We start from the raw sequence: 22,544 nt of genomic DNA, 5'->3' as shown, positions 1-22,544 counted from the left end.
TAAAGAGTGTCCAAGACCCCCCTCGCCCTTTTCGTCGGCATGCCCAACCCGACCCTGTCGGACGATGAGTTCGCGCTGTTTCGCGAAACCAATCCGCTTGGTCTCTTCGTCGGCCGCCGCAACCTGAAGACCCCGAGCGAGGTCAAGGTGCTGATCGAACGCTTCCGCGAGGCTGTTGGCCGTGAGGATGCGCCGGTTTTCACCGACCAGGAAGGCGGACGCGTCCAGCATCTGGATGCCGGTCCATGGCCGCTCTTCCGCAGCTTCGGCGCCTTTGCCGAGCTCGCTCAGCGTGATCTCGAACTCGCCAAGCGTGCTCTTCGTCTTTCCTCCCAGGCCATGGGCGCGATGATGACCGAGCTCGGTCTCACGAGCGGCTGCTCGCCGGTTCTCGACCTGGTCTTCCCGACCACGAGCGCCGTCATCGGCGCCCGCTCGTTCGGTGCCGATCCCGACATCATCGCCGCCCTCGGCCGCGAGGTCGTCGATGGCCTGCTCGAAACCGGCAACATGCCTGTCATGAAGCACATTCCGGGCCACGGCCGCGCAACGCTCGATTCCCACAAGGAGCGCCCAGTCGTCGATGCATCGCGCGAGACACTCGAAGCCACCGATTTCAAGCCCTTCGTGGCGCTGAAGGACACGCCTTGGGCCATGGTCGCCCACGTCGTCTATACCGCCTACGACAAGGAACTGCCCGCCTCCATCTCGCCGGTCATGCATGACGTGATCCGCAAGGACGTGGGCTACGAGGGCGTGCTGATCTCGGACTGCATCTTCATGGAATCGCTGCAGGGCACCATGCCGGAACGCGTCAAGCAGGTGCTCGACGCCGGTTTCGACATCGCGCTTCACAGCCACGGTGACATTCCGGAAAGCGAAGCAGCCGCCAAGGCCGCCCGCCCGCTCACAGCTGCAGCACTTGCCCGTATCGAGGCCGGCAAAGCCCGCCTCGGCAATCTCAAGATCGACGTCCGCGCTGCACATGCGGAAGTCGAGGACATGTTCAAGACCGTGCTGGCCGCCTGACCAGCCCGGTTCGCGAAGCAACCAACCAAGGGGAATAAAGTGAAAAAATACATATTCGCCGCCGCAACAGCTCTGTCACTGCTGTCCGGCACCGCAATGGCGCAAACCGTTTTGACCGCCAACATCGAACCGGCGACGACCTGGGTTCGCAACTTCAACCCGTTCAACCAGACGTCATCGCGCCAGTCCACGCTCGACTTCATCTATGAGCCGCTGGTGATCTTCAACCGCTTCGACAGCAACAAGCCGGTCTTCCGCCTGGCCGAAAGCTTCAAGCAGTCCGACGATCTGAAGACGATCGAGTTCAAGCTGCGCTCGGGCCTCAAGTGGTCGGACGGCAAGCCGCTGACGGCTGCCGACGTCAAGTTCACCTACGAATATCTCAAGAAGTTCCCGGCTCTCGACTTCGTCAGCATCTGGAGCTTCATCGCCGGCGTCGAAGCCGTCGATGGCCAGACCGTCCGCTTCACGCTGAAGGACCCGAGCTCGCTCGCCGCCGAACAGCTGTCGCAGCTGCCGATCGTTCCCGAGCACGTCTGGAAGGACGTTGCCGATCCGGTCACCTTCGCCAACGAAACCCCTGTCGGCAGCGGCCCGCTGACCGAAGTTCCGCGCTTCACCGGCCAGACCTATGACCAGTGCCGCAACCCGAACTATTGGGATGCCGAGCACCTGAAGGTCGATTGCATGCGCTTCCCGCAGCTCGCCGACAACAACCAGATCCTGACGGCGACCGCCGACGGCACGCTCGATTGGGGCGTCTCCTTCATTCCCGATATCGACAATGTCTATGTCTCGAAGGACCCTGATCACTATCACTACTGGTACTCGCCGAGCAGCATGGTGGCCTTCCTGTTCAACCAGGAAACCGCCAACGAGAGCAACAAGAAGGCCTTCAACGACGTCAAGTTCCGCCGCGCGGTCTCCATGTCGCTGGACCGCAAGACGATGATCGACGTCGCAGGCTACGGCTATCCGACGCTGAACGAAGATCCCGGCCTGATGGGCGAGCTCTACAAGAGCTGGGCGGACCCGTCCGTGAAGGCCGATTTCGGCAAGTCGGCAGCCTATGACGCCGATGCCGCCAAGGCGCTTCTCGACGAAGCCGGCTACAAAGACAAGGATGGCGACGGTTTCCGCGACAATCCTGACGGTTCGAAGATTTCCTTCACGATCATCGTTCCGAACTCCTGGACCGACTGGATCGACACCGTCAACATCGCCATCGAAGGCATGCAGGCCGTCGGCATCGACGCCAAGATCGAGACCCCGGAAGAAGCCGTCTGGACCTCGGATCTGATCGAAGGCAAGTTCGACGCCGCGATCAACAGCCTGCCAGCCTCGTCGTCGCCCTACTATCCCTACAAGCGCGCCTTCAGCGCTTCGGACAAGGGCAAGACACGCTTCACGGCGCAGCGCTGGTTCAATCCTGAAGTAGAGGCTCTCGTCACCCAGTTCACGCAGACCGCCGATCTCGGCAAGCAGAAGGAAGCGATGAACAAGGCTCAGCGTATCGTTGCTGAAAATCTGCCGATGATCCCGGTCTTCAACAACCCGAACTGGTATCAGTACAACACCAAGCGCTTCACCGGCTGGTCGACCAAGGAGAACCCCTTCGTCAATCCGTCCATCTCGCGCACCAACCCCGCTCGCCTTCTGAACCTGCTCGCTCTCGAGCCGGTAAAGTAAGCACGGACCCTCGGGAGCGGCTCCCCTCAGCCGCTCCCGGTTTCACGGAGTTTCCATGGCTTTCCTGCTACGCCGCCTGGCTTTCTACTTGGCAGCCTTCATCGCGGCGGCAACGATCAATTTCTTCCTGCCGCGCCTGATGCCGGGTGACCCGGTGCAGATCATGTTCTCGAGCGCCGGCGCCGAACTGCCGCCGGAGAGCCTGCAGGCATTGAAGCTGACCTTCGGTTTCGTGGACGGGCCGCTGTGGCAGCAATATCTGACGTATCTCGGCAGTATCTTCACCGGTGATCTCGGCCGCTCGGTCAAGTATTTCCCGTTGCCGGTCACCTCGGTTCTCGGTCATGCCCTCGTCTGGACCGTCGGCCTGATGGGCACCGCAACGGTCATCAGCTTCACCACCGGCAGCTTCCTCGGCATCCTCGCCGCCTGGCGCCGTGGCAGCGCTTTCGACGTCATCGTCTCGGTCGTCGCAATCTTCGCCACTTCGGTTCCGGCCGTCGTCACCTCGCTGATCGTCGTCTTCATCTTCGGTTTCACGCTCGGCTGGTTTCCGAACGGCTATGCCGCCGATCCGTCGCTCGATCCGGCCTTCACGCTGCAATATATTGGCAGCGTACTCTACCACGCCGTCTTGCCGATGATCACGCTCTGCGCCGTCATGACCGGCGGCTTTGCCGTCACCATGCGCAACAACATGATCAACCTGCTCGGCGAGGACTATATCGTCATGGCGCGCGCCAAGGGGCTCTCGGACCGGCACGTGATGATCTGGTATGCCGCGCGCAACGCGCTGCTGCCGACCGTCTCGTCGCTCGCCATCGCCATCGGCACCATCCTCGGCGGATCGTTGGTCACGGAGGTGGTCTATAATTATCCCGGCCTCGGCAACATTCTCTACCAGGCAATCCTGGCCCGCGATTACCCCGTTATCCAGGGACAGCTCCTGATCATGACCACCACCATGCTGGTCGCCAATTTCATCGTCGATGTCAGCTACGTGCTGCTTGATCCGCGATTGAAGGGAGCGTGACATGAAGACCCTCATTTCCGGCCTGCTGCGCAACCGCAAGGCACTTATTGGCGTCGCCATCATTCTCTTCATAATCATCGTGGCGATCGCCGCGCCTTTGATCACGCAATATGATCCGACGGCGCGCACTGGCCGTCCGCATCAGGCGCCGTCGCTCGATCATCTTCTCGGCACGACGCGCATCGGCCAGGACGTGTTTTCGCGGCTGATCTACGGCGCCCGAACCTCGCTTGCCGTCGGCTTCGGAGCCGGTCTGCTGATCACCATCGTCGGCACGGCGCTGGGGATCATCTCAGGCTACCGCGGCGGCAAGACCGACGAGGTCATCAGCTTCTTCACCAACATGGTGCTCGTCGTTCCGAACCTGCCGCTGCTGCTCGTGCTTGCCGCCTTCATCGGCCAAGCAAGCCCGCTCGTCATCGCGCTCATCCTTGGCGGAACCTCCTGGGCTTGGGGCGCACGCGTCACCCGCGCCGAGACGCTGTCGGTCAAGCAGAAGGATTTCGTCAAATCGGCAGAAACGATGGGCGAGCCGCAATGGCGCATCATGCTGTTCGAGATCTTCCCGAACGTCATCTCGATCGTCGGCATCAATTTCATCGGCAGCGTCATCTTCGCGATCATCACCGAAGCGACGCTGGAATTCCTCGGTCTCGGCGATCCCCGAGCCGTTTCATGGGGAGCCATGCTCTATAACGCACAAAAGGCATCCGCTCTCTCGGTCGGCGCCTGGTGGGACATCCTGACGCCCTGCTTCGCACTGGCGCTGCTCGGCATCGGCATGTCGCTGCTGAATTTCGCCGTCGACGAGGTCGCCAATCCGCGGCTTCGCACCGGTGGTCAGCTCGGCCGCTGGAAGACATTGATCCGCACCGGGGAGGGCCGCCTGTGAGCCAGCCCCTGCTGTCGGTCAAGAACCTGACCATCGATTATATCGGCGAGGAAAAGGATTTCCGCGCCGTCGACAACGTGAGCTTCCACGTCGCCCCCGGCGAAGTCTTCGGCCTTGCCGGCGAATCCGGCTGCGGCAAGAGCACGATCGCCTTTGCCATCAGCCGCCTGCACAAGCCACCGGCGCTGATCCGCAAGGGCAGCGAAATCCTGCTTGCCGGCCGCGAGGTCCTCGACCTCGACCCGCAGGCACTGGCAGCCTTCCGCTGGCGCGAAGTCGCCATGGTCTTCCAGAGTGCCATGAATTCGCTCAACCCGGTTCTGCGCATCGAGGACCAGTTCTATGACGTTCTGAAGAAGCACAAGGGAATGACCAGGGCTGAGGCCCGCGAACGGGCCGCCGAGATGCTGAAGCTCGTCGATATCGCCCCGGACCGGATGCGCAACTATCCGCATCAGTTTTCCGGCGGCATGCGCCAGCGCATCGTCATTGCCATCTGCATGGCGCTCGATCCGAAGCTCGTCGTCATGGACGAGCCGACGACAGCGCTCGACGTCGTCGTCCAGCGCGAGATCCTGCAGCGCATCAACGAGCTGCGCCGCCAGTTTGGCTTCTCGGTGCTGTTCATCACCCATGATCTCGGACTGATGGTGCAGTTCTGCGACCGCATCGGCATCATGCTGGCGGGCAAGCTCGTCGAGCAGAACAGTGCCGAAGACATCTACAAGAACCCGCAGCACGACTATACGAAAAAGCTCTGGGCCTCCTTCCCCTCATTGCATGGAGGCGTGCTCGCATGAGCGAAGCGATCCTCTCTCTCGACAAGGTCGATAAGACGTTCGGACACGGCAGCTCGACGGTGCATGCCGCACGGTCGATCTCCTTCGCACTCCACCCCGGCCGCGCCCTGGCCCTGGTCGGCGAATCCGGCAGCGGCAAGACGACATGCGCCCGCATGGCCATGCGCGAATATGCGCCGACCTCGGGCCAAATCCTCTACAAGGGCAAGCCTGTCGAGGCCGCAGGCCGTGCCGAACTCGCCGACTACCGGCGTTCGGTACAGATGATCTTTCAGGATCCGTTCGCCTCGCTGAACCCGGCGCATACGATCGCCTATCACCTGACACGGCCGCTCAAGCTGCACCGCCCCGACATCAAGGCGTCGGCGCTCGAGGCAACGGTGCGCGAGCTGCTCGAGCGCGTGCGCCTTGACCCCGATCTCGTCGCCCCGAAATATCCGCACGAGCTCTCCGGCGGCCAGCGCCAGCGCGTCAACATCGCGCGTGCGCTTGCTGCAAAGCCCGAAATCATCGTGGCGGACGAGCCGACCTCGATGCTCGACGTCTCGGTGCGCCTCGGCGTCCTCAATCTGCTGAACGAGATGAAGCAGCAGATGAATCTCGGCCTTCTCTACATCACTCATGATATTGCCACGGCGCGCTATGTCGCCGAGGATATCGCTGTCATGTATTCCGGCCAGATCGTCGAATGGGGACCGACTTCAGAGGTGATCGACAATCCGATCCATCCCTATACGCGGCTGCTGCTGTCGGCGGTACCGGATCCGGATGTCCGCTTCGACGATCCGAAGACGCGGCTGAAGCCGGAAGAGGTCGATGGCATCCGCAAGGCAGCTGCCGCCACCCAGGACACCATCATCGAAGCATCACCGGGACATTTTGCCCGCAGCCTGTGACTTCATTTATCGCTTGTGCTAGGGGAGCGGCCGAACGGAAGGCGAAACGGCATGCTCCCCTGGATCGAACTCGACAAGGCAACCATCCCCGGCGACGGCGGCGACCTGCGGCTCAAGCAGCGCGGTTCGGAATTTTCCATCATGCTCGGCGCCAACGAGCTGATGAACAGCCGCCTCAGCGGCTCCGAAGAAGCCCTCGCCACCCTCTCCTACGAGCGCATCAAGACCTGCAAGCGGCCGAAGGTGCTGATCGGCGGCCTCGGCATGGGTTTCACGCTGCGGGCGGCGCTCGCCGTCGTCCCCGGTGACGCCGAGGTTGTCGTCGCCGAGCTGGTTCCGGCCGTCGTCACCTGGGCGCGCGGGCCGATGGCCGAGGTGTTCAAGGGATGCCTCGACGATCCCAGGGTGACGATCTTCGAAGGCGATGTCGGTGAGGCGATACGCGCCGCGAAGGCCGGTTTCGATGCGATCCTGCTCGACGTCGATAATGGCCCGGACGGGCTGACCCGCAAGTCCAACGACAGGCTCTACGATTTCGGCGGCATCAGTGCGGCCAAGGCGGCTTTGCGCGGCGGCGGCGTTCTGGCTGTCTGGTCGTCAGGGCCGGACACCAGCTTTACGCGCCGTCTCAAGGATGGCGGCTTTTCCACCGAAGCGGTCAGTACGCGCGCCGGCAAGGGCCGCGGCGCGCGTCATGTTATCTGGCTGGCCGTGAAGCCAAACCGTTAAGCCTTGAAGCCTTTGCGGGCGCTGGCGATCTCGCGGGCCGCGCCATTGCGCAACTGCGTGGAATCGCCAGCCGCGATCACCAGATCGCAGCCGAGCGTCAGCATTTCGCCGGCCCGCGCCCCATCACTGCCGAAGGCACAAACGAACTTCTTGTGCGCCCGGCAGCGGGCGATCACATGCGACAGCTCCTTGTCGATCTCCGGCGTATCAGGGGCAACCTTGGCGCCGTTGGACAGCGCGATCGAGAGATCCGAAGGGCCAACGAAAATGCCGTCGATACCCTCAACGCCAAGAATGTCATCAACGGCAGCGAGTGCGGCGCGGGTCTCGACCATGGCGATCGTCACGGTCAGATCGTTTGCGGTCTTCAGATAATCGCTGGCCGAAATGCCCGTGTGGTTCAGGGCCAGAGTCGGTCCCCAGCTGCGCTCACCGAGCGGCGGATATTTGGTGAAGCTGACCAGTGCTTCGGCATCTGCCTTGGAATTGACCATCGGCGCGATGATCCCGGAAAAACCGGCATCGAGCAGGCGCGAGGCAGCCGCAAAATCACCGACCGGAATGCGCGCCAGCGCCGGCTTCCCCGCCGCCCTGATCTGCGAGACGGTCGCCGCCGCTGTGCCGAGGTCCCACATGCCATGCTGCATGTCGAGGACGAGCGTATCGAAATCCTCCTGCGCCAGATGATTGACCATCAGCGGCGAGGGAATGCCGATCCAGGCGGAAACCAGACCGCCGTGGCCGCCCTTTTTGATCCTTGCTGCGAAGCCGTCGATAGCCGATGGGGCGCTCATGTCATGTCTCCTTGCATTTCAAGCGATTGCGCGTTGGCGCGTGTCCAAGAAGTCCTCGACGAAGGCCTTCTGCAACAGGATGCCGTCCCACTCGTCCGCGAAGAAGGGCGAGTCGTAGATCAGCGTGAATGGTCCGGCATAACCCGCCGATCGGCTGGTCTCCAGGCATTTGCCGTAGTCGTCCGAGCCGAGGCCGGAGGCGCTGTAGTCAGCCTTGGCGTGGCAGAGCTCGGCGCGGCCCATGATATCGGCGAGACCGGCATATTTCGCCGGCGCCGCCCAGTTGCCGAGATCGCCATTGAGGCCGATCTTGCCGTCGAGACCGTCGAGCAGCCAGTTCATCTCCTTGGGTGCCGGCAGCAGGTCGAACCAGTTCTCGACGACGACGCGGACACCGCTTCCCTCGGCCTGCGCGGCCAGCCATTTCAGGTTCGTCAGCGCCCGCTGCAGGTTGTCCTCCGACGGTTTCTGCTTGCCTGCGATCACCCGCATGTTCTCGGCGCCGAGCGCCTTGGCGATCTCTATCCAGCCGGCCATCCAGCGGATATCGCGCTCGCCGTTTTCAGGATGGCTCGGATCGCCGTCTTCGACGAGCAGCGTCTGGAACAGGATACCCGACGCCTTCATCGCGGCGCGAAACTCGGCGAGGTAGGCCGGATCGAGGCTCGGCAGATGGAAGGAGCAGACTTCGAGGCGATGGATGCCGCGCTCGGCAAGCTGCTTCGGCAGTTCTATCAGCGATGCCCCACCTGCCCCGTACGGCTCCTGGCGCGCAGCGCTCTTTGCCGGATCTGGGCTGTAGGGATAGGTCGGCCCCAACAGGCGGTGCAGCGACCAGGTGGAGACCGCAAAGCGGCCGTTCGGCAATGACGTCATTATCTTATTCCTCCGATTTCAGATAATTTTCGGGCCGGTCAGAACCCCTCCTGCACCGCCGGCTCGATCGCGAGCGCCGCCGAAAGCAGCGCTTCGTCGCAATTGGCAGGCGCCGACAGCAGGAAGCCGACCGGCATATCCGCATCGCCGCGACCGCAGGGCATCGAGACGCCGCACCAGTCGAGGAAATTGCCGATGAGCGTGTTGCGCAGGGTCTTGCCGTTGACGGCAATGAAGAGCTCGTCATCGGCTTCCAGCGGCGCGATCGGCGGCGCGACATGGGCGACTGCCGGGAAGGCGAGCAACCGGCCAGCGATCAGCGCCTCGCTCTCGGCGATCATCCGGCGGCGTTCAGCCAGAATGGCGATATAATCGGCAGTGGTCGTGCGCTCGCCGAGCCGGGTGCGCATGACGACGCGATGGTCCATCCGCGCCGCTTCCGGCCCCGCCAGACGCTCGCGGTGCAGGGCAAAGGCTTCTGCGGTGACAAGCGCACCGTATCTTGCCATCAACGCGAAAATCTCGTCGAAGACTGGCATCTTGATGCGCGTAAAGCGGACGCCCTTGCGGCTCAGCCGCTCGACTGTGGCTTCGAAGGTGGCGACAACACCGGGCTCGGCACCGTCGAATACAACATTCTCGGGAATGACGACTTCAAGACCTTCGATCGGGCGCCGGGTGATCTCGGACGAAGTCCGGCCGCGCATTGCCGCGTCCACCCACACGGCATCCTGCACTGTGCGACAGAGCGGACCAAGCGAATCCAGATTTCCGGACAATGGGAAGACCCCGCCCATGGCGTGACGGCCGTGGGTTGCCTTGTAGCCGGTGATGCCGTTCAACGCCGCCGGAATACGCACCGATCCACCGGTATCGGTGCCCATGGCAACCGGCACGAGGCCCGCGGCGACGGCAGCGCCCGCACCCGAAGACGAGCCGCCCGGAATGCGCGGCTGGTCCTTGCCGTGCGGGTTGTGCGGCGTGCCGTAGTGCGGATTGATGCCGAGGCCAGAGAAAGCGAATTCGCTCATATTGGTGCGGCCGACGGCGATCATCCCGGCCTGCTTCAGCGCCGTGACGATAGCCGCATCACTCTTTGCCGCCGGCGCATCGGACAGAACGGTCGAGCCCGCCGTCGTCGGGATGCCCTCGATATCGAAGAGATCCTTCCAGGCAATCGGTATGCCATCGAGCACGCCGAGCGACCGGCCCTGCCTCAGGCGCTCGGCCGATGCCTTGGCTTCCGAAAGGGCGCGATCCTCGGTCAGTTCGAGGAAAATCGTCTGATCCGGATAGGATTTGATACCGTCGAGGATCGATTCCGTCACTGCGACAGGATCCGCTTCACCGCTTTGAATAAGGACAGAAAGCTGCGCAATGGACATTGCGCCATATGATTTGGTCATGGAAAAAATCCGCAATCTCTGCTGGGTCAAAGAACTATCGCGGATCGCCGCTCATCGCCAGTACCGGATTGGGCAATAACGTCTATTGATACCATTTTCTGAACACAGCGTTTGCTGAGCGACGGCTTAAATTCGATGAGGCGGCTACATAAATGTGTGGCGCACGCGGGCTCCCACCCGCTGTGAGCGGTTAGCTCATGGCAGGTCTCGCGGCGATACTCGGAGTTTCATGCCATGACCAATTTTGACAGTTTTAGCGCCGGCGACGGCGAGCAGGATTATGCCGAACATGTGAAGGCCCAGAGGCTTTCAGGCATCGAGCGGCTCGTCGTAGTATCAGCGATCGCGCTTCTTGCGATCGTCGGCCTCACCGGCCACTTCGCCACGCCTGTCATAACCGATCCGGTGACGACCTCGGCAATTGCCGCTGTTCCGCACTCCCACCACCATCTGGATGCGTGCCGCGAATATAGCCCCTACGCCGAAAGAGGCTGCTGACGGCAGCACGATGGAAATCCACGCCGTCTCCCATATGTTCCCCGCAAAGGGAGGCGCCCCATGTCCAGTGACCTGAATTACGATCTCGATCGTTTCATCGACGCACAAAACGGCATTTATGGCCAGGCTCTGTCCGAGCTGAAGGCGGGCCGCAAGCGATCGCACTGGATGTGGTTCATCTTTCCGCAGATCGCAGGACTTGGAACTTCATCGATGGCGGAGAAATACGCCATCCGCTCTGCCGCGGAAGCTGCCGCCTATCTCGCCGATCCGATCCTTGGAACCAGGTTGCTTCGCTGCGTCGATGCGATGCTGGCGGCGGATGGCCGGAGCGCTCATGACATTCTCGGGTCGCCGGATGATCTGAAGTTCCGCTCGTCGCTCACCCTGTTTGCCGCGATCAGCGACCACGGCTCGGCCTTTCACCGGGCGATCGACAAATATTACGAGGGCGAGTTCGACAAGCGGACTGTCGAGCTTCTGGACGCTTCAAGTTAGCCGCCCGGCGAATGCTCCAGATTGTCGATTTCCTGGGTGACTTCGCTGAGGCGCTGCCGCAGATCCGCTTCGGTACCGTCTTCTATCTCCTCGTCGCCGAAGCAGTCGCGCGCCTCATGCAAGCTCGAGCTTGGCTTCCAGCTCGGCGCGCTTGGCATAGAGACGATGGAGATAGGTGTAGTTCATATCACTGCCACGGGTTCTTCCTGACCAAGAAGGTAACGCCTCGCCGCCGCGGAGGTTCCACGGCGGTGTGCTTCAGCAATAGGAGGCGACGGCAGCACTTGCCGCTTTGGCGAAATGGCTGCAGCAACCATCGCTGCCCATCGACTGGCGCGTCACGCGCGCACCTTCGAGAAGCAGAGTGAGCGTATCGGCCAGAAGCTGCGGCTCGCTGGCGCCGGCTGCGGCGCAAAGCGCAACGAGGCGCTGACGCTGATCGGCCTTGTGCCGCTCGATGACGCCATAGGCCGGATGGCCCTCGCCCTTCAGCTCGATCGCCGCATTGGCAAGATCGCAGCCCGCCGGCTCGCCGTTCAGACAGTGCGCCCGTCCTTCGACCCAGGCATCGAGCTGGGCACGCGGATTACCCGGGTGAGCGGCTTCGAGATCACGCCAGATCTGCTCCGCCTTTTCAGAGGCGCGCCGCAGCGTTTCGCAGATCAGCTCGTCCTTGGAGCCGAAATGCCTGTAGAGCGTCATCTTGTTGGTAAGAGCCGCATCCGCAATGGCATCGACGCCGATGCCGCGGATGCCATGCTCGCGGAAAAGCTCAGAGGCTGTCGAGACGATACGCTCCCGCGGGGGGATCTTTTCGTCCGTCATGCCTTGGGAGATTTCATTCGAAGTTTCTGATTTTTTTGAGGACGAAGTCCTTGACATCGATGTGACCGATCGGTAACAAATGCATTGTTACTTACCGGTAACACCGCCGATCGCGAAAGTCAATGCCGAGAGGGCAGACTGCGGCAGCGGAACACGGGCGACCGCCCACGAAAGGAGGACTACCATGACAAAGGCCAAAGATTTGACCATTTCCGAAGCTCTTCGCGACCCGCTGATCGCCATGGTGATGCGCGCCGACGGCGTGAAGCTTGAAGACTTCAAGCAACTCCTGGAGACGGCCGCTCGCAAACGCGAGCCGAACACCTCCAAGGTCGGCAATTTCATCAACGCCATCGCCAACCGGGCGTCCGCAAATCCGTCTTCGGTTTGCTGCTTCGGTTGACATCCGGGGACCTTCCCTGCCCCCGTGCAAAAGCCGCCGCTATCCCCCACGCGGCGGCTTTTGCTGTTTTATGCGCTTGCCCGTCACCTTACTCCGGTAATATGACCCTCTCGAGAGTCATGAAGGTGCGGCGATGACGCAGGTTAATCTTGAAGACGTGAAGGCGCATTTCAGCGAACTTGTCGAGCGCGCCGAGGCAGGCGAGACCGTGCAAATTCTGAAACACGGCAAGCCGGTGGCCGAAATCGTGCCGATCAGGAAAACCAAAACACCGATCGACCTCGAAGCGTTGCGGGCATTGCGCCAGGCGCAGCCGAAACAGAGCGTCGATTCCGGCACTTTCATCCGCAGCATGCGTAACAGCGAACGGTACTGAATGTTCTATCTCGATACGTCCGTCATTATTGCCGCGCTGGTCAACGACGATTCAAGCGAACGGGCCAGCGCCTTTCTGTGGGGCGCGGTGAACACGAGCCGCGTGGTTGTCAGCGATTGGACGCTGACCGAGTTTTCGTCGGCGATCGCGCTGAAAATTCGCGCCGGGCAGCTGAACAGCCAATATCAGGCCGAGATCCAGCAGGTTTTCGAGGGTTTGGTCCACGAAACCTTCGAGCTGGTTGCCGTCGAAAGACGCCACTTTGCCCTTGCGGCGAAACTTGCCGCCCAGCGAAACGTCGACCTGGGGGCCGGTGATGCGCTCCACCTGGCTTTGGCCGAGGAGACGCGCGCGCAACTCGTAACGCTCGACCGCCGCCTGGCGGATGCAGGCGCCGCACTCGAAATCCCTGCGCGGCTGATCTAGACCGCCACCAGATGCCCCGCTGACACTTCCCGGTATTCCAGCGGCTTGATCGCGTAATCGACGGGCCGGATCGGGCTCTTGATCTCGTCGTTTGCCACCGCACGCTTCTCGCTCCTGCGGTCGGGATCGGGCACGGGGACTGCCGCCGTCAGCTTTCTCGTGTAGTCGTGCTGCGGATTTCCGAAGACCGCCGCGCGCGGGCCGATCTCGACAATTTCACCGAGATACATGACCGCGACGCGATGGCTGACGCGCTCGACGACGGCCATGTCGTGGGAGATGAACAGGAAGGCGAGGTTCAGGCTCTGCTGCAGATCGAGCATCAGGTTAATGACCTGCGCCTTGATCGAGACGTCGAGGGCCGAGACGCTTTCGTCGGCAACGATCACCTTCGGCTCCAGCGCAAGCGCCCGGGCAATGCAGATGCGCTGACGCTGGCCGCCAGAGAATTCATGCGGGAAACGCGAGGCCATATCTGGCGTGAGGCCGACCTTGGTCAGGAGATCGGCGACGCGTTCCTTTGCCTGCTTTGCCGTTCCCATCTTGTGTTCGAGATATGGCTCGGCAATCGCATCGCCGACACGGATGCGCGGGTTGAGGCTGGCGAAGGGGTCCTGGAAGATCATCTGAACGATCTTGCGCATCTCGCGCATGCCCGACTTGTCGAGCGCCAGCACATCCTTGCCGTCGGCGATGACGGAACCGCTCTGCGCCTCTATCAACCGCATGATCGCGCGGCCAGTGGTCGATTTTCCGCAACCGGATTCGCCGACCAGCGACAGCGTCTCGCCGGCATGAAGATCGAAGGAGACGTTTTCGACGGCGTGGACACGGCCAGTCAGCTTGCCGAAAAGACCGGAATGAATGTCGAAGCGCTTGGTGAGGTTCTTGACCTCCAGCACCGGGCGCGCCGTGGCTGCGACCGTATCTGATGTCTGAACCGGGATATCGGACTCGCCGGTCGCCGTGTTGACGACGGGAAAGCGCAGCGGCCGCTCGTAGTTCTGCATCGAGCCAAGCACCGGCACGGCCGATAGCAGCGCCCGCGTATAGGGATGCTTGCCGCGGTGGAAAATATCGGCGGTCTCGCCGGTTTCCACCTGCTCGCCCCGATACATGACGACGGTCCGGTCGGCGATTTCGGCGACGACGCCCATGTCGTGGGTGATGAAGAGGACCGACGTCCCCTGCTCTTCCTGCAGCATCTTGATGAGATCGAGGATCTGGCCCTGGATCGTCACATCGAGTGCCGTCGTCGGCTCGTCAGCAATCAAAAGCTTCGGACGCGAGGCGAGCGCCATGGCGATCATCACGCGCTGGCGCATGCCGCCCGAGAAGCGGTGCGGATATTCGTCGAAACGCGAGGCCGCGGAGGGAATGCGCACTTTCTCCAGAAGACGGATCGTCTCGGCGCGGGCATCCGCCTTCGACATCGGCCTGTGGCAGAGCAGCGCCTCGGAAATCTGGTCGCCGATGGTGAAGAGCGGGTTTAGGCTCGTCATCGGTTCCTGGAAGATCATCGCCACGTCATTGCCGCGAACCTTGCGCATCTCCTCTTCAGGAAGAGCAAGGAGATCACGCCCGCCGAGCATGATCTTGCCTTCGATGCGGCTCGAATCCGCCTGCAGCAACCGCATGATCGACAGCGAGGTAACGCTCTTGCCGGAACCGCTTTCGCCAACGATCGCCACCGTCTCGCCGGGCGCAACATCGAAGGAAACGTCGCGAACCACAGGCTTCCAGGCGCCATCGACCAGAAACGATGTCGTCAGGTTGCGGACGGAGAGGACCGGTTCCGCCGCTGCGATGGTCTGTGCCTGGATGCCTGCCATGATCACTTCCTTCAAATTGCTACTGAACCGCGCGGATCAATCCGGCCAGCGAAGCGCGCCGTCGAAGCGGTGCTTGCTGCGGTTTTCAATCGGCGTCGCGATGATCTCGTTGGAGCCGCGTGCCTTGTCGAGTTCTTCGCCAAGACGGCTGGCGACGATCTTCTCCTGGCCCGGATGCAGGTTGCACGGGTCGAGATAGAAATAGTGATGCTCGACCTCATGGTCGCGGACGATGATCGGCGGCGTGCCGCGGGCGAGCGCGTCGGCCAGATCCCAGGCGGTGATATGCGCCTCGTCGGCTTTGACGATCACGCGCATGCGGTCGAGCGGATTGTTGGTCGGGTCAGGCTCGATCAGCGCGGTCACGCCCGGACGTCCCTCCAGCTTCTCCTTCCAGAGATTGAGATAGCTCGTCTCACGCTCGCGAATGCCGGCATGGTCGCGCTTTTCCCAGGCTTCCAGCGCCGCCATGACGCCGAAGATGCTTTCCTTGCCGACCTTCATGCCGCGGCCGATACCCATGTTCTGCAGGAAGGCGTTGCGGACCAGCTCCTTCTTGCCGGCGACGATGCCCGAGGTCGGGCCGCCCAGGAACTTGTGGCCGGAATAGAGCGCGATATCGGCACCCTGCTCCAGGAAGATCTTCAGATCATATTCCGAAGCCGCATCGACGATGACGGGCACGCCCTTGGCGTGGGCGATCTCGACGAATTCCTTGAGGTTCAGCAGACCGTAGTCGACGACGTGGTGCGATACGACATAGACGGCGGCGGCCGTCTTCTCGGTGATCGCATTTTCCATATGGAAGCGATGCGTCGAGGTCGCCTGTCCCACGAACACGACCTTGCCGCCGGCAAGACGGATCGCCTGATCGACCGGCGCGCCATAGCTGACGACGTGGCCCATCTGCACGAGCACTTCGTTCTTTTCCGTCGTCACCTCAGGCAGCTTCTCGATCGCCAGCAGATTGTTGCCGGTAATGGTGCCTGCGACGGCCAGCGAGATACCTGCCGAGCAGGATGCGGTGACGAAACCCGCCTCGCCGCCCGTCAGCCGGGCGATGACGGCGCTTGCCTTGCGCTGCAGGTCGTTGACCTCGACGAACTGCGGCAGGATCGCCGACATGGCGGCAATTGCCTCGGGAACGACGATCGACGCGCCGAGGCTGGTCATGGTGCCGGAAACATTGATGACCGGGCGAAGGCCGATCGACGTGCGGATGTCATCAGACATTTGTATCTCCAATTTCGGTGGCCGCTGCGTGAGGGGTGTTGCGATTTGCCTCAGCGACGGCTATGCCATAGTAATGTAATAAACTCGCATATTCAGACGAGGAGCGTGCAATTGGACGGCAAGACATCATCGGCAGTTTACTCCGAAGACGGCGTCTCTGTGGAAGAGGCGGACGGCGGCAAGACTGCGCGCCGTTCGCGCGTGAGCGGTATCGACCGTGCTCTGCAGGTCATTGATTATCTTTACGAAACCGGCTCTCCAGCCGGCGTCTACGCGATCGCGAAGGCCGTCAAGGCTCCGCTTTCGACCGTCTATGTGATCGTCGACGATCTGGTCGAAAAGAACATGCTGTCTCGCAATACGGACGGCTCGGTCTGGCTCGGTTCCCGGCTGTACCACTATGGTCTCGCCTATGCCCGCTCGCTGGATTTCATGAGTGTTGCCACCCACGAAATGCACGACCTCTGCCGCGAGGCGGACGAGACCGTTCAGGTCTGCGGCCGCGACGGCGACTATATGCTGGTGCTCGCCATGGCCGATGGTCCGAGCCACTTCCAGGTCGCGTCCCGCGTCGGCACCCGCGTGCCATTGAACTGGACGGCCTCCGGCCGCCTGCTTGTCGGGCACCTGCCGGAGCCGGAACGCGTCGATCTGTTCAAGCGCTGCGCCAAGACCTCGCCGACCGGCCGGGCGGAAATGGACGCCGAGGTGCTGTCGAGTTCGGCAGGCGCGGCTTTCCAGTCGCGCCTTTCGATCCAGGCTGGCGAATCCGACTATGCGGTCGCCTGCATCGCTTCGCCGATCTGCGATCGCGACGGCCAGTGCGTTGCCACCATCTCCATCGTCCTTCCCGAGCAGAAGGCCTTTTCGGACGAGAACCGCTACACGGCGCATGTGCGCGCGTCGGCGGAACGCATCGAAAAGATCATGGGCTGGCGCAACCACTGACATTCTCCTCTAGTCGCGCAAGGCGACGATCGCTTCGATCTCGACGGTGATGTTTCCCGGCAGCGAGCCGAAACCCACCGCCGAGCGGGCGTGCTGTCCACACTCTTCGCCGAAAACATCGATGAAGAGATCGGAGCAGCCGTTGATGACACTCGGGTGATCGAGGAAATCAGGCACCGCATTGACCATACCGAGCAGCTTGACAACGCGCTTGACGCGCGACAGATCGCCGAGTGCATCCTGCATGACGGACAGCAGGTTGATGCCGGTCAGCCGCGCATGCTTGTAGGCATCCTCGACGCTGACGGAGGCGCCGACCTTGCCGGAATGCAGGAAGCCGTCGGCCTCCCGCGGTCCCTGGCCGGACAGGTAGAGAATGTTGCCTTCGATGACATGCGTCACGAAATTGGCGATCGGCGGCGGTGCCGGCGGCAGGGTGATGCCAAGCGCCGCCAGCCTCTCCTGAGGCGAGCCGGATAGTTTGGCGGTGGTTGGAGACGTGTTCACGTAGGCTCCTGTCATGCGATTTCTATCTTCTTTCTTACCGGTAGGAATAGCCGTGGCTGTGACGCACGAGCTTGCGGGCACGCGGGATATAGCGGCTCGCCGTGATCGCCTCGCTGCCGATGACGGCGTAGCGAGGCTCGAAAAGTTTGTTGAGCACCGACACGTCGCCGTTGGAATCGGTCGCTTCGATATCGGAATCGATCAGGTCGAAGATGGTGAAGTCGGCGCGCTGGCCGACGGCCAAGCGATCTTCCATCGACAGCTTGATGACCGAAGCCGGCGCGTGGGTGACGGCTTCGACGACCTTGTCGAACGGCATGCCGACCGACAGCAGCTTCGACATCGTCGTCGCCAGATCCCAGACCGGGAAGTTCATCGAATGGCCATGCAGGTCGGTCGAGATCGAAAACGGCAGCAGCCCGCGATTGATCGCCGCTTCCGCCACCTTGAAGGAGAAGGAAGCGCCGCCATGGCCGATGTCGAGGCGGATGCCCTCGCCTGCGCAACGTTCCGCGAGATTGAAGAGATCCTCGTCTTCCATGATGCTGGAGCCCGCCTTGCCGTTGAAGCAGTGGGTGACGACGTCGCCAGGACCGAGGATTTCTAGCACTTCGTCATAGAGTGCCGGCGGCTCGCCGACATGAACCATCATCGGGATCTTCAGGATTTTGGAGATCTTCTTGCCGAGCTTGACCGGGGTCACACCCCAGGAGCCGGTGATGACGTGGCTGGCACGCACCTTAAGGCCGACGATGTGTTCGCTGTTTTCGGCATAGCATTCGAGAATGCGGTCGAGATCGATATCCCTGATGTCACGCAGCTCCGCAACGCGGTTACAGGCGACGAGACCGATCGAGCCGAGATTCAGGAAGGCCTTGATCCGCTCTTTCGACGGCTCGATGATATATTCACGGAAGCCGTGGAAGTTGGCTTCACCGGCGGATCCTGCATCGACAAGCGTCGTGACGCCACGCTCGGCGCCGCATTCGGATGGGCGGATCGAGATATCGGTGCCGCCGTGCCAGATATGGACGTGCAGGTCCACCCAGCCGGGAGAGATCCAGGCGCCCTTGCCATCGACGCGCGTCACCTCTTCGGAGACAGCGAGCTGAGGGCCGATCTTGGCAATCTTGCCGTCGGCATCGACGAGGATATCGACGGCGCCTGCAGGCGTTCCGGCACCGAAGGCCATCGGCTTCACATTGGTGAGGAGGAGCGGCTTGCCCGCTTTTTCACCGGTCATTTACAGGTCCTTTCGAAGTTTTGGATCAAGCATGTCGCGCAGGCCGTCACCGACCATCTGGAGCGAAAGCACGGAGAGAATGATGGCGACACCCGGAAACAGCGTCATCCAGTCGGCCTGGCCGATATACTGGCGGCCAGCGGCGATCATGGTGCCCCAGGTCGGAATTTCAGGGCTGACGCCGAGGCCGAGGAAGGAGAGCCCGGCTTCGGCCAGCATGGCGCTGGCAAACAGGAAGGTGGCCTGCACCATGATCGGCGACAGCAGGTTTCGCAGCACATGGCGGGTCATGATGTGGAAGGTCGAAATGCCGAGCGCCTGCGCGGCCTCGACATAAGGCAGCTCGCGGATGACCAGCGTCGAGGCGCGAACGATGCGGGCAAGACGCGGCGCATAGACGATCGACAATGCGATGATCACGGTTGTCAGCGACGGGCCGAGCGCGGCGACGAGCGCGATCGCCAGCAGGATATCCGGAAAGGCCATCATCGCATCGATCAGACGGGCAATCGGCGTATCGAGCTTCTTGAAGAAGCCGGCAAGCAGGCCGAGCGTCACGCCGATCACCGATGACAGCGCCACGACCGCCACACCGACCAGCAGCGACAGCCTGCCGGCATAGATCGTGCGCGACAGCACATCGCGGCCGAACTCGTCGGTGCCGAAGAAGTAGGTACCGCTCGGCGGCTTCAGGCGGTTGACGATCGACAGCTTCGACGGCGAGTAAGGCGCGACCCAGGGGGCCAGGACTGCCAGCAGCACGAAGATGACGAGGATGACGAGGCCGAAGGCAACCGTCTTGCGTCTCAGCAGATGGCGGATGAACTTGCGGTTTTCGCTTTCCGCGGGCTTGATTGCGATATCCGTCATCAGTAGCGCACCCTCGGATCGACGAGCAGATAGAGCATGTCGATCGCAAAATTGATCAGGACGTAGAGTGCCGCGATCACCAGCAGCGCACCCTGGATGACCGGGTAGTCACGCCGGAGAACGGCCGAAACCACCAGATTGCCGACACCCGGAAGACCGAACACGGTTTCGGTGACGACAGCGCCAGAGATCAGCACTGCCGCGGTCAGGCCGAGAACCGTCAGGATCGGGATCAGCGCATTCTTCAGCGCATGCTTGAGGATCACCTTGCGCTCGACCAGCCCCTTGGCACGGGCCGTGCGGATATAGTCGTCGCCCAGCACGTCGAGCATCGAAGCACGGGTGAAGCGAAGGATCAGCGCCGACGAGACGATGCCGAGCGCGAAGGCGGGCAGGGTCAGGTGATACATGCGGTCGAGAAATGTCGAGCCGGGCCCGCCGTAGCCCGATACCGGGAACATCCCGAAGCGGACAGCGAAGACCTGCATCAGGATGAGGCCCAGCCAGAAGCTCGGAATGCTGGCGGCGAACATCGCCAGCGTCGTTGCCGCCTGGTCGACGAACGAGCCGCGCCGGTAGGCGGCGTAGATGCCGATCGGCAGGGCGATCAGGCTGGCGATGGCGAGCGAGAAGATCGTCAGGAAGAAAGTCGGTTCGGCACGGTCGAGCAGCGCCGATGTGACCGGCATGTTGAGGAAGATCGACTGGCCGAGATCACCCTTCAGCAGCTGGCCGATATAATAGATGTATTGCACCACGAGAGACCGGTCGAGGCCGAGGCTGGCGCGCAGATCGGCAATGTCCTGCGGCGTCGCATCGGGGCCGAGCATCACGGCCGCCGGATCACCCGGCGTGACGCGCACGATGACGAAGACGATCGTGACGACGAGAAACATCACGACGATCATGCCCGCAAGGCGCTGGAGGATGTAGCGTATCATGGGAGCGAGATCCCGTACTCAGTTGGTTTATCTCGATGAAGCGAGGCTGCGGCCCCACCCTCCCTCATCCCTGTGCTTGTCACAGGGATCCAGCCACGGCGCGTCTGCGCCGTGAGAGGAGTCTTCCGCGCCATGGACATGGCGCTGCTGGATTCCTGTGACAAGTACAGGAATGACGAGAGATTGGTTGCCACCGCCATCATCAGAGGCCCTACGACTTACTTCTTGACAGACGCGTTCCAGAAGTATGGCCACGGAGCCGGATCGACGCCTTCGAGTTTGGTCGATTTTGCCGAGACGGCGTTGAAGTCGCCGATCTTCATGTAGGGAAGCTCGTCATACATCGCCTTCTGGACATCAGCCCAGAGCGCGATGCGCTTCTGCGGATCGACTTCCGAGGTGAAGGCATCGACGGTTGCCTTGCGCGCTGGCGTATCCCACCAGCCGGGCGAGCTCGGCGACAGCGAACCGATCAGCGCCGGTTCCGGCAGGAAGGGGCTATGGGTGATGTAGATGTCCCAGAGCTTGGAGTCCGTGCGGCGCTGCGTCAGCGTGGCCCAGTCGACGACCTGCAGGTCGACGGTAAAGCCGGCAAGCTTCAGATACTCGGCGGCGACCTGCGCCATCTTGTAGTGAAATTCGTATTGGCGGCTGGTGAGGATGCGAATCGGCTCACCATTGTAGCCGGCCTTTTTCGCAGCCGTTGCGGCCCCTTCGGGATCCGCCACGTTATAGTTGCCCTCGACGCCGGCATCAGTATTCCAGGCGAACGGCTTCGGGTAGATATCGCCGTCGAGCGTGTAGAAATCCGTGCTGCCGAAAGCGGCCGCCAGCATGTCTTCCATGCTGAGCGCCTGACGGATCGCCTTGCGGACCTCGACATTCTTGGCGACACCTTCCTTCGTATTGAAGACGAAGACCGGGTAGCCGAAGGGCTTCAGGATGACCGGCTGAGAAGCGCTCGATGCCTTCAGCTTGTCGAAGGATTCGACCGGAATGGAATCGACATAGTCATACTGGCCGGAGACCGCAGCCTCGACGCGGGTATTGGCATCAGGGACCGGCACGAAGCGGATTTCGTCGAGATACTGGTGGCGCGCACCACCATAACCGTCGCTCTCGCCATCGCGCGACTTGTAGCCGTCGAAGCGCACGAGCTGGATATACTGGTCGGCCTTGCGCTCCTTGAGCATATAGGGGCCGGTGCCGATGAATTCCTTCATCGGCTCGTCCTGCTTTTCGGACGGAATGATGATCGCCGCCGAGTTGTTGAAGGCGAGCAGGGAGGTCAGCGGCGCATAGGGCTGCTTCAGAACGATCTTCACGGTCGCCGGATCGACAGCGGTGATCGAATCGATGAAGCCGACGACCTGCTTTCCGCGCGAAGCGATCTTCGTCCAGCGAGTGAGCGAGGCGACCACATCCTCGGACGTCATGTCGGTATTGTCGTGGAACTTGATGCCGGTGCGCAGCTTGATCGTATAGGTCTTACCGTCGGCGCTGATCTCCGGCAGGCTTTCGGCCAGAAGCGGCGTGACGTTCCACTTTTTATCGAACGTGTAGAGCGTTTCGAAAATGTGCTGCGTGACGATGCCGACGAGATCGGCGGTGGAGGACATCGGATCAAGCGTCGGCGGTTCGCCGATCGTGGCGACGTTGATGACACCACCCTTTTCCTGAGCCATCAATGTCGTCGGCATTGCGACCAGCGCGGTGCCAAGAAGGAATGCGACTAGAGTCTTCATTTGCATGCTCCCGGTGAATTGTTCCACTATTATGTTATATCAGGCTTAATAATAG

General features: G+C 61.9%; 24 protein-coding genes and 1 pseudogene. 13 read left to right on the top strand and 12 right to left on the bottom strand.

The window, feature by feature from the left end; genetic code table 11:
* The first annotated feature begins 6 nt into the window (after positions 1-6).
* Genes AC1DNK_RS21530 through AC1DNK_RS21500 form a run of 7 tightly spaced genes read left to right on the top strand, consistent with a single transcriptional unit; the run spans position 7 to position 7,068 of the window.
* A complete protein-coding gene (locus AC1DNK_RS21530) occupies positions 7-1,029 on the top strand; it encodes a glycoside hydrolase family 3 N-terminal domain-containing protein (RefSeq protein WP_477943244.1) in 1,023 nt (340 codons plus the stop codon).
* 39 nt (positions 1,030-1,068) lie between these two features.
* Entirely contained in the window at positions 1,069-2,718 is a 1,650-nt protein-coding gene (locus tag AC1DNK_RS21525; RefSeq protein ID WP_477943243.1) for an ABC transporter substrate-binding protein, read from the top strand.
* Positions 2,719-2,773: 55 nt separating this feature from the next.
* Positions 2,774-3,751, top strand: a complete 978-nt coding sequence (locus tag AC1DNK_RS21520) for an ABC transporter permease (protein WP_477943242.1) — start codon at positions 2,774-2,776, stop codon at positions 3,749-3,751.
* A 13-nt stretch (positions 3,752-3,764) separates the two neighbouring features.
* Positions 3,765-4,643 carry an ABC transporter permease gene (locus AC1DNK_RS21515; protein WP_477943357.1) on the top strand — a complete coding sequence of 293 codons (879 nt, stop codon included), beginning with the start codon at positions 3,765-3,767 and terminating at the stop codon, positions 4,641-4,643.
* The gene (locus AC1DNK_RS21510) at positions 4,640-5,443 is read left to right on the top strand and encodes an ABC transporter ATP-binding protein (RefSeq protein ID WP_477943241.1); all 804 of its coding nucleotides are present in this window, start codon (positions 4,640-4,642) and stop codon (positions 5,441-5,443) included. The genes AC1DNK_RS21515 and AC1DNK_RS21510 overlap by 4 nt, the downstream gene beginning before the upstream one ends.
* Positions 5,440-6,339 (top strand): ABC transporter ATP-binding protein, encoded by a 900-nt coding sequence (locus AC1DNK_RS21505; RefSeq protein WP_477943240.1) that lies wholly within the window; start codon positions 5,440-5,442, stop codon positions 6,337-6,339. The genes AC1DNK_RS21510 and AC1DNK_RS21505 overlap by 4 nt, the downstream gene beginning before the upstream one ends.
* A gap of 51 nt (positions 6,340-6,390) precedes the next feature.
* Complete coding sequence (locus tag AC1DNK_RS21500) at positions 6,391-7,068, top strand: spermidine synthase (protein WP_477943239.1); 678 nt, start codon at positions 6,391-6,393, stop codon at positions 7,066-7,068.
* On the opposite strand, the gene AC1DNK_RS21495 is transcribed toward AC1DNK_RS21500, so the two are convergent.
* Genes AC1DNK_RS21495 through AC1DNK_RS21485 form a run of 3 tightly spaced genes read right to left on the bottom strand, consistent with a single transcriptional unit; the run spans position 7,065 to position 10,144 of the window.
* Positions 7,065-7,862, bottom strand: a complete 798-nt coding sequence (locus AC1DNK_RS21495) for an HpcH/HpaI aldolase family protein (RefSeq protein ID WP_477943238.1) — start codon at positions 7,860-7,862, stop codon at positions 7,065-7,067. The two genes, AC1DNK_RS21500 and AC1DNK_RS21495, sit on opposite strands and share 4 nt — an antisense overlap.
* Positions 7,863-7,880: 18 nt before the next feature.
* Positions 7,881-8,738, bottom strand: a complete 858-nt coding sequence (locus AC1DNK_RS21490) for a sugar phosphate isomerase/epimerase family protein (RefSeq protein WP_477943237.1) — start codon at positions 8,736-8,738, stop codon at positions 7,881-7,883.
* A gap of 38 nt (positions 8,739-8,776) precedes the next feature.
* The gene (locus AC1DNK_RS21485) at positions 8,777-10,144 is read right to left on the bottom strand and encodes an amidase (protein ID WP_477943236.1); all 1,368 of its coding nucleotides are present in this window, start codon (positions 10,142-10,144) and stop codon (positions 8,777-8,779) included.
* A 234-nt stretch (positions 10,145-10,378) separates the two neighbouring features.
* Between AC1DNK_RS21485 and AC1DNK_RS21480 the strand changes: the two genes are divergently transcribed.
* Both AC1DNK_RS21480 and AC1DNK_RS21475 read left to right on the top strand, forming a co-directional pair.
* Positions 10,379-10,642 carry a hypothetical protein gene (locus tag AC1DNK_RS21480; protein ID WP_477943235.1) on the top strand — a complete coding sequence of 88 codons (264 nt, stop codon included), beginning with the start codon at positions 10,379-10,381 and terminating at the stop codon, positions 10,640-10,642.
* 60 nt (positions 10,643-10,702) lie between these two features.
* A complete protein-coding gene (locus tag AC1DNK_RS21475) occupies positions 10,703-11,140 on the top strand; it encodes a DUF1810 domain-containing protein (protein WP_477943234.1) in 438 nt (145 codons plus the stop codon).
* On the opposite strand, the pseudogene AC1DNK_RS21470 reads toward AC1DNK_RS21475, so the two are convergent.
* A pseudogene (locus tag AC1DNK_RS21470) lies at positions 11,137-11,326 on the bottom strand (hypothetical protein). The gene AC1DNK_RS21475 and the pseudogene AC1DNK_RS21470 overlap by 4 nt on opposite strands.
* A 72-nt stretch (positions 11,327-11,398) precedes the next feature.
* Complete coding sequence (locus AC1DNK_RS21465) at positions 11,399-12,022, bottom strand: TetR/AcrR family transcriptional regulator (RefSeq protein ID WP_112596743.1); 624 nt, start codon at positions 12,020-12,022, stop codon at positions 11,399-11,401.
* Between the two features lie 127 nt (positions 12,023-12,149).
* Here AC1DNK_RS21465 and AC1DNK_RS21460 point away from each other — a divergent pair, with 127 nt between their 5' ends.
* The 3 genes from AC1DNK_RS21460 to AC1DNK_RS21450 all read left to right on the top strand — a co-directional run bounded on the left by AC1DNK_RS21460 (position 12,150) and on the right by AC1DNK_RS21450 (position 13,170).
* Positions 12,150-12,368: a hypothetical protein gene (locus AC1DNK_RS21460; RefSeq protein WP_477943233.1), complete on the top strand. Its 219-nt coding sequence runs from the start codon at positions 12,150-12,152 to the stop codon at positions 12,366-12,368.
* A 133-nt stretch (positions 12,369-12,501) separates the two neighbouring features.
* On the top strand, positions 12,502-12,744 hold the full coding sequence (locus AC1DNK_RS21455; protein WP_477943232.1) for a type II toxin-antitoxin system Phd/YefM family antitoxin: 243 nt from the start codon (positions 12,502-12,504) through the stop codon (positions 12,742-12,744).
* The gene (locus AC1DNK_RS21450) at positions 12,745-13,170 is read left to right on the top strand and encodes a type II toxin-antitoxin system VapC family toxin (protein ID WP_477943231.1); all 426 of its coding nucleotides are present in this window, start codon (positions 12,745-12,747) and stop codon (positions 13,168-13,170) included. It abuts the gene before it with no gap.
* On the opposite strand, the gene AC1DNK_RS21445 is transcribed toward AC1DNK_RS21450, so the two are convergent.
* Positions 13,167-15,002 carry an ABC transporter ATP-binding protein gene (locus AC1DNK_RS21445; protein ID WP_477943230.1) on the bottom strand — a complete coding sequence of 612 codons (1,836 nt, stop codon included), beginning with the start codon at positions 15,000-15,002 and terminating at the stop codon, positions 13,167-13,169. The two genes, AC1DNK_RS21450 and AC1DNK_RS21445, sit on opposite strands and share 4 nt — an antisense overlap.
* A 36-nt stretch (positions 15,003-15,038) precedes the next feature.
* Positions 15,039-16,235 carry an aminotransferase class V-fold PLP-dependent enzyme gene (locus AC1DNK_RS21440; RefSeq protein WP_112388429.1) on the bottom strand — a complete coding sequence of 399 codons (1,197 nt, stop codon included), beginning with the start codon at positions 16,233-16,235 and terminating at the stop codon, positions 15,039-15,041.
* A gap of 105 nt (positions 16,236-16,340) precedes the next feature.
* Between AC1DNK_RS21440 and AC1DNK_RS21435 the strand changes: the two genes are divergently transcribed.
* Positions 16,341-17,183 carry an IclR family transcriptional regulator gene (locus tag AC1DNK_RS21435; protein ID WP_112444098.1) on the top strand — a complete coding sequence of 281 codons (843 nt, stop codon included), beginning with the start codon at positions 16,341-16,343 and terminating at the stop codon, positions 17,181-17,183.
* Between the two features lie 9 nt (positions 17,184-17,192).
* Here AC1DNK_RS21435 and AC1DNK_RS21430 read toward each other — a convergent pair whose 3' ends face one another.
* The 5 genes from AC1DNK_RS21430 to AC1DNK_RS21410 form a co-directional block, all read right to left on the bottom strand.
* Positions 17,193-17,705, bottom strand: a complete 513-nt coding sequence (locus AC1DNK_RS21430) for a RidA family protein (RefSeq protein WP_477943229.1) — start codon at positions 17,703-17,705, stop codon at positions 17,193-17,195.
* A 19-nt stretch (positions 17,706-17,724) separates the two neighbouring features.
* Positions 17,725-18,933, bottom strand: a complete 1,209-nt coding sequence (locus AC1DNK_RS21425; RefSeq protein ID WP_477943228.1) for an amidohydrolase/deacetylase family metallohydrolase — start codon at positions 18,931-18,933, stop codon at positions 17,725-17,727.
* Positions 18,934-19,803: an ABC transporter permease gene (locus AC1DNK_RS21420; protein WP_477943227.1), complete on the bottom strand. Its 870-nt coding sequence runs from the start codon at positions 19,801-19,803 to the stop codon at positions 18,934-18,936. It abuts the gene before it with no gap.
* Positions 19,803-20,744: an ABC transporter permease gene (locus AC1DNK_RS21415; RefSeq protein WP_162698694.1), complete on the bottom strand. Its 942-nt coding sequence runs from the start codon at positions 20,742-20,744 to the stop codon at positions 19,803-19,805. Before AC1DNK_RS21415 ends, AC1DNK_RS21420 begins: the two co-directional genes overlap by 1 nt.
* A 218-nt stretch (positions 20,745-20,962) precedes the next feature.
* Positions 20,963-22,489: an ABC transporter substrate-binding protein gene (locus tag AC1DNK_RS21410; RefSeq protein ID WP_477943226.1), complete on the bottom strand. Its 1,527-nt coding sequence runs from the start codon at positions 22,487-22,489 to the stop codon at positions 20,963-20,965.
* Positions 22,490-22,544 lie beyond the last annotated feature (55 nt).

The sequence above is a fragment of the Rhizobium sp. 01N424 genome (assembly GCF_056399485.1).
The sequence above is the reverse complement of the archived record's forward strand: the minus strand, read 5'-3'. Positions and strand labels throughout refer to the sequence as shown.

Excerpts from the sequence above, each read along its gene's own strand:
- AC1DNK_RS21475 (WP_477943234.1), top strand. The coding sequence starts at position 10,703 with ATGTCCAGTGACCTGAATTACGATCTCGATCGTTTCATCGACGCACAA.
- AC1DNK_RS21415 (WP_162698694.1), bottom strand. The coding sequence starts at position 20,744 with ATGATACGCTACATCCTCCAGCGCCTTGCGGGCATGATCGTCGTGATG.
- AC1DNK_RS21440 (WP_112388429.1), bottom strand. The coding sequence starts at position 16,235 with ATGTCTGATGACATCCGCACGTCGATCGGCCTTCGCCCGGTCATCAAT.
- AC1DNK_RS21480 (WP_477943235.1), top strand. The coding sequence starts at position 10,379 with ATGACCAATTTTGACAGTTTTAGCGCCGGCGACGGCGAGCAGGATTAT.
- AC1DNK_RS21485 (WP_477943236.1), bottom strand. The coding sequence starts at position 10,144 with ATGACCAAATCATATGGCGCAATGTCCATTGCGCAGCTTTCTGTCCTT.
- AC1DNK_RS21495 (WP_477943238.1), bottom strand. The coding sequence starts at position 7,862 with ATGAGCGCCCCATCGGCTATCGACGGCTTCGCAGCAAGGATCAAAAAG.
- AC1DNK_RS21410 (WP_477943226.1), bottom strand. The coding sequence starts at position 22,489 with ATGAAGACTCTAGTCGCATTCCTTCTTGGCACCGCGCTGGTCGCAATG.
- AC1DNK_RS21450 (WP_477943231.1), top strand. The coding sequence starts at position 12,745 with ATGTTCTATCTCGATACGTCCGTCATTATTGCCGCGCTGGTCAACGAC.
- AC1DNK_RS21520 (WP_477943242.1), top strand. The coding sequence starts at position 2,774 with ATGGCTTTCCTGCTACGCCGCCTGGCTTTCTACTTGGCAGCCTTCATC.
- AC1DNK_RS21490 (WP_477943237.1), bottom strand. The coding sequence starts at position 8,738 with ATGACGTCATTGCCGAACGGCCGCTTTGCGGTCTCCACCTGGTCGCTG.
- AC1DNK_RS21455 (WP_477943232.1), top strand. The coding sequence starts at position 12,502 with ATGACGCAGGTTAATCTTGAAGACGTGAAGGCGCATTTCAGCGAACTT.
- AC1DNK_RS21425 (WP_477943228.1), bottom strand. The coding sequence starts at position 18,933 with ATGACCGGTGAAAAAGCGGGCAAGCCGCTCCTCCTCACCAATGTGAAG.
- AC1DNK_RS21500 (WP_477943239.1), top strand. The coding sequence starts at position 6,391 with ATGCTCCCCTGGATCGAACTCGACAAGGCAACCATCCCCGGCGACGGC.
- AC1DNK_RS21465 (WP_112596743.1), bottom strand. The coding sequence starts at position 12,022 with ATGTCAAGGACTTCGTCCTCAAAAAAATCAGAAACTTCGAATGAAATC.
- AC1DNK_RS21460 (WP_477943233.1), top strand. The coding sequence starts at position 12,150 with ATGACAAAGGCCAAAGATTTGACCATTTCCGAAGCTCTTCGCGACCCG.
- AC1DNK_RS21420 (WP_477943227.1), bottom strand. The coding sequence starts at position 19,803 with ATGACGGATATCGCAATCAAGCCCGCGGAAAGCGAAAACCGCAAGTTC.
- AC1DNK_RS21505 (WP_477943240.1), top strand. The coding sequence starts at position 5,440 with ATGAGCGAAGCGATCCTCTCTCTCGACAAGGTCGATAAGACGTTCGGA.
- AC1DNK_RS21430 (WP_477943229.1), bottom strand. The coding sequence starts at position 17,705 with ATGACAGGAGCCTACGTGAACACGTCTCCAACCACCGCCAAACTATCC.
- AC1DNK_RS21445 (WP_477943230.1), bottom strand. The coding sequence starts at position 15,002 with ATGGCAGGCATCCAGGCACAGACCATCGCAGCGGCGGAACCGGTCCTC.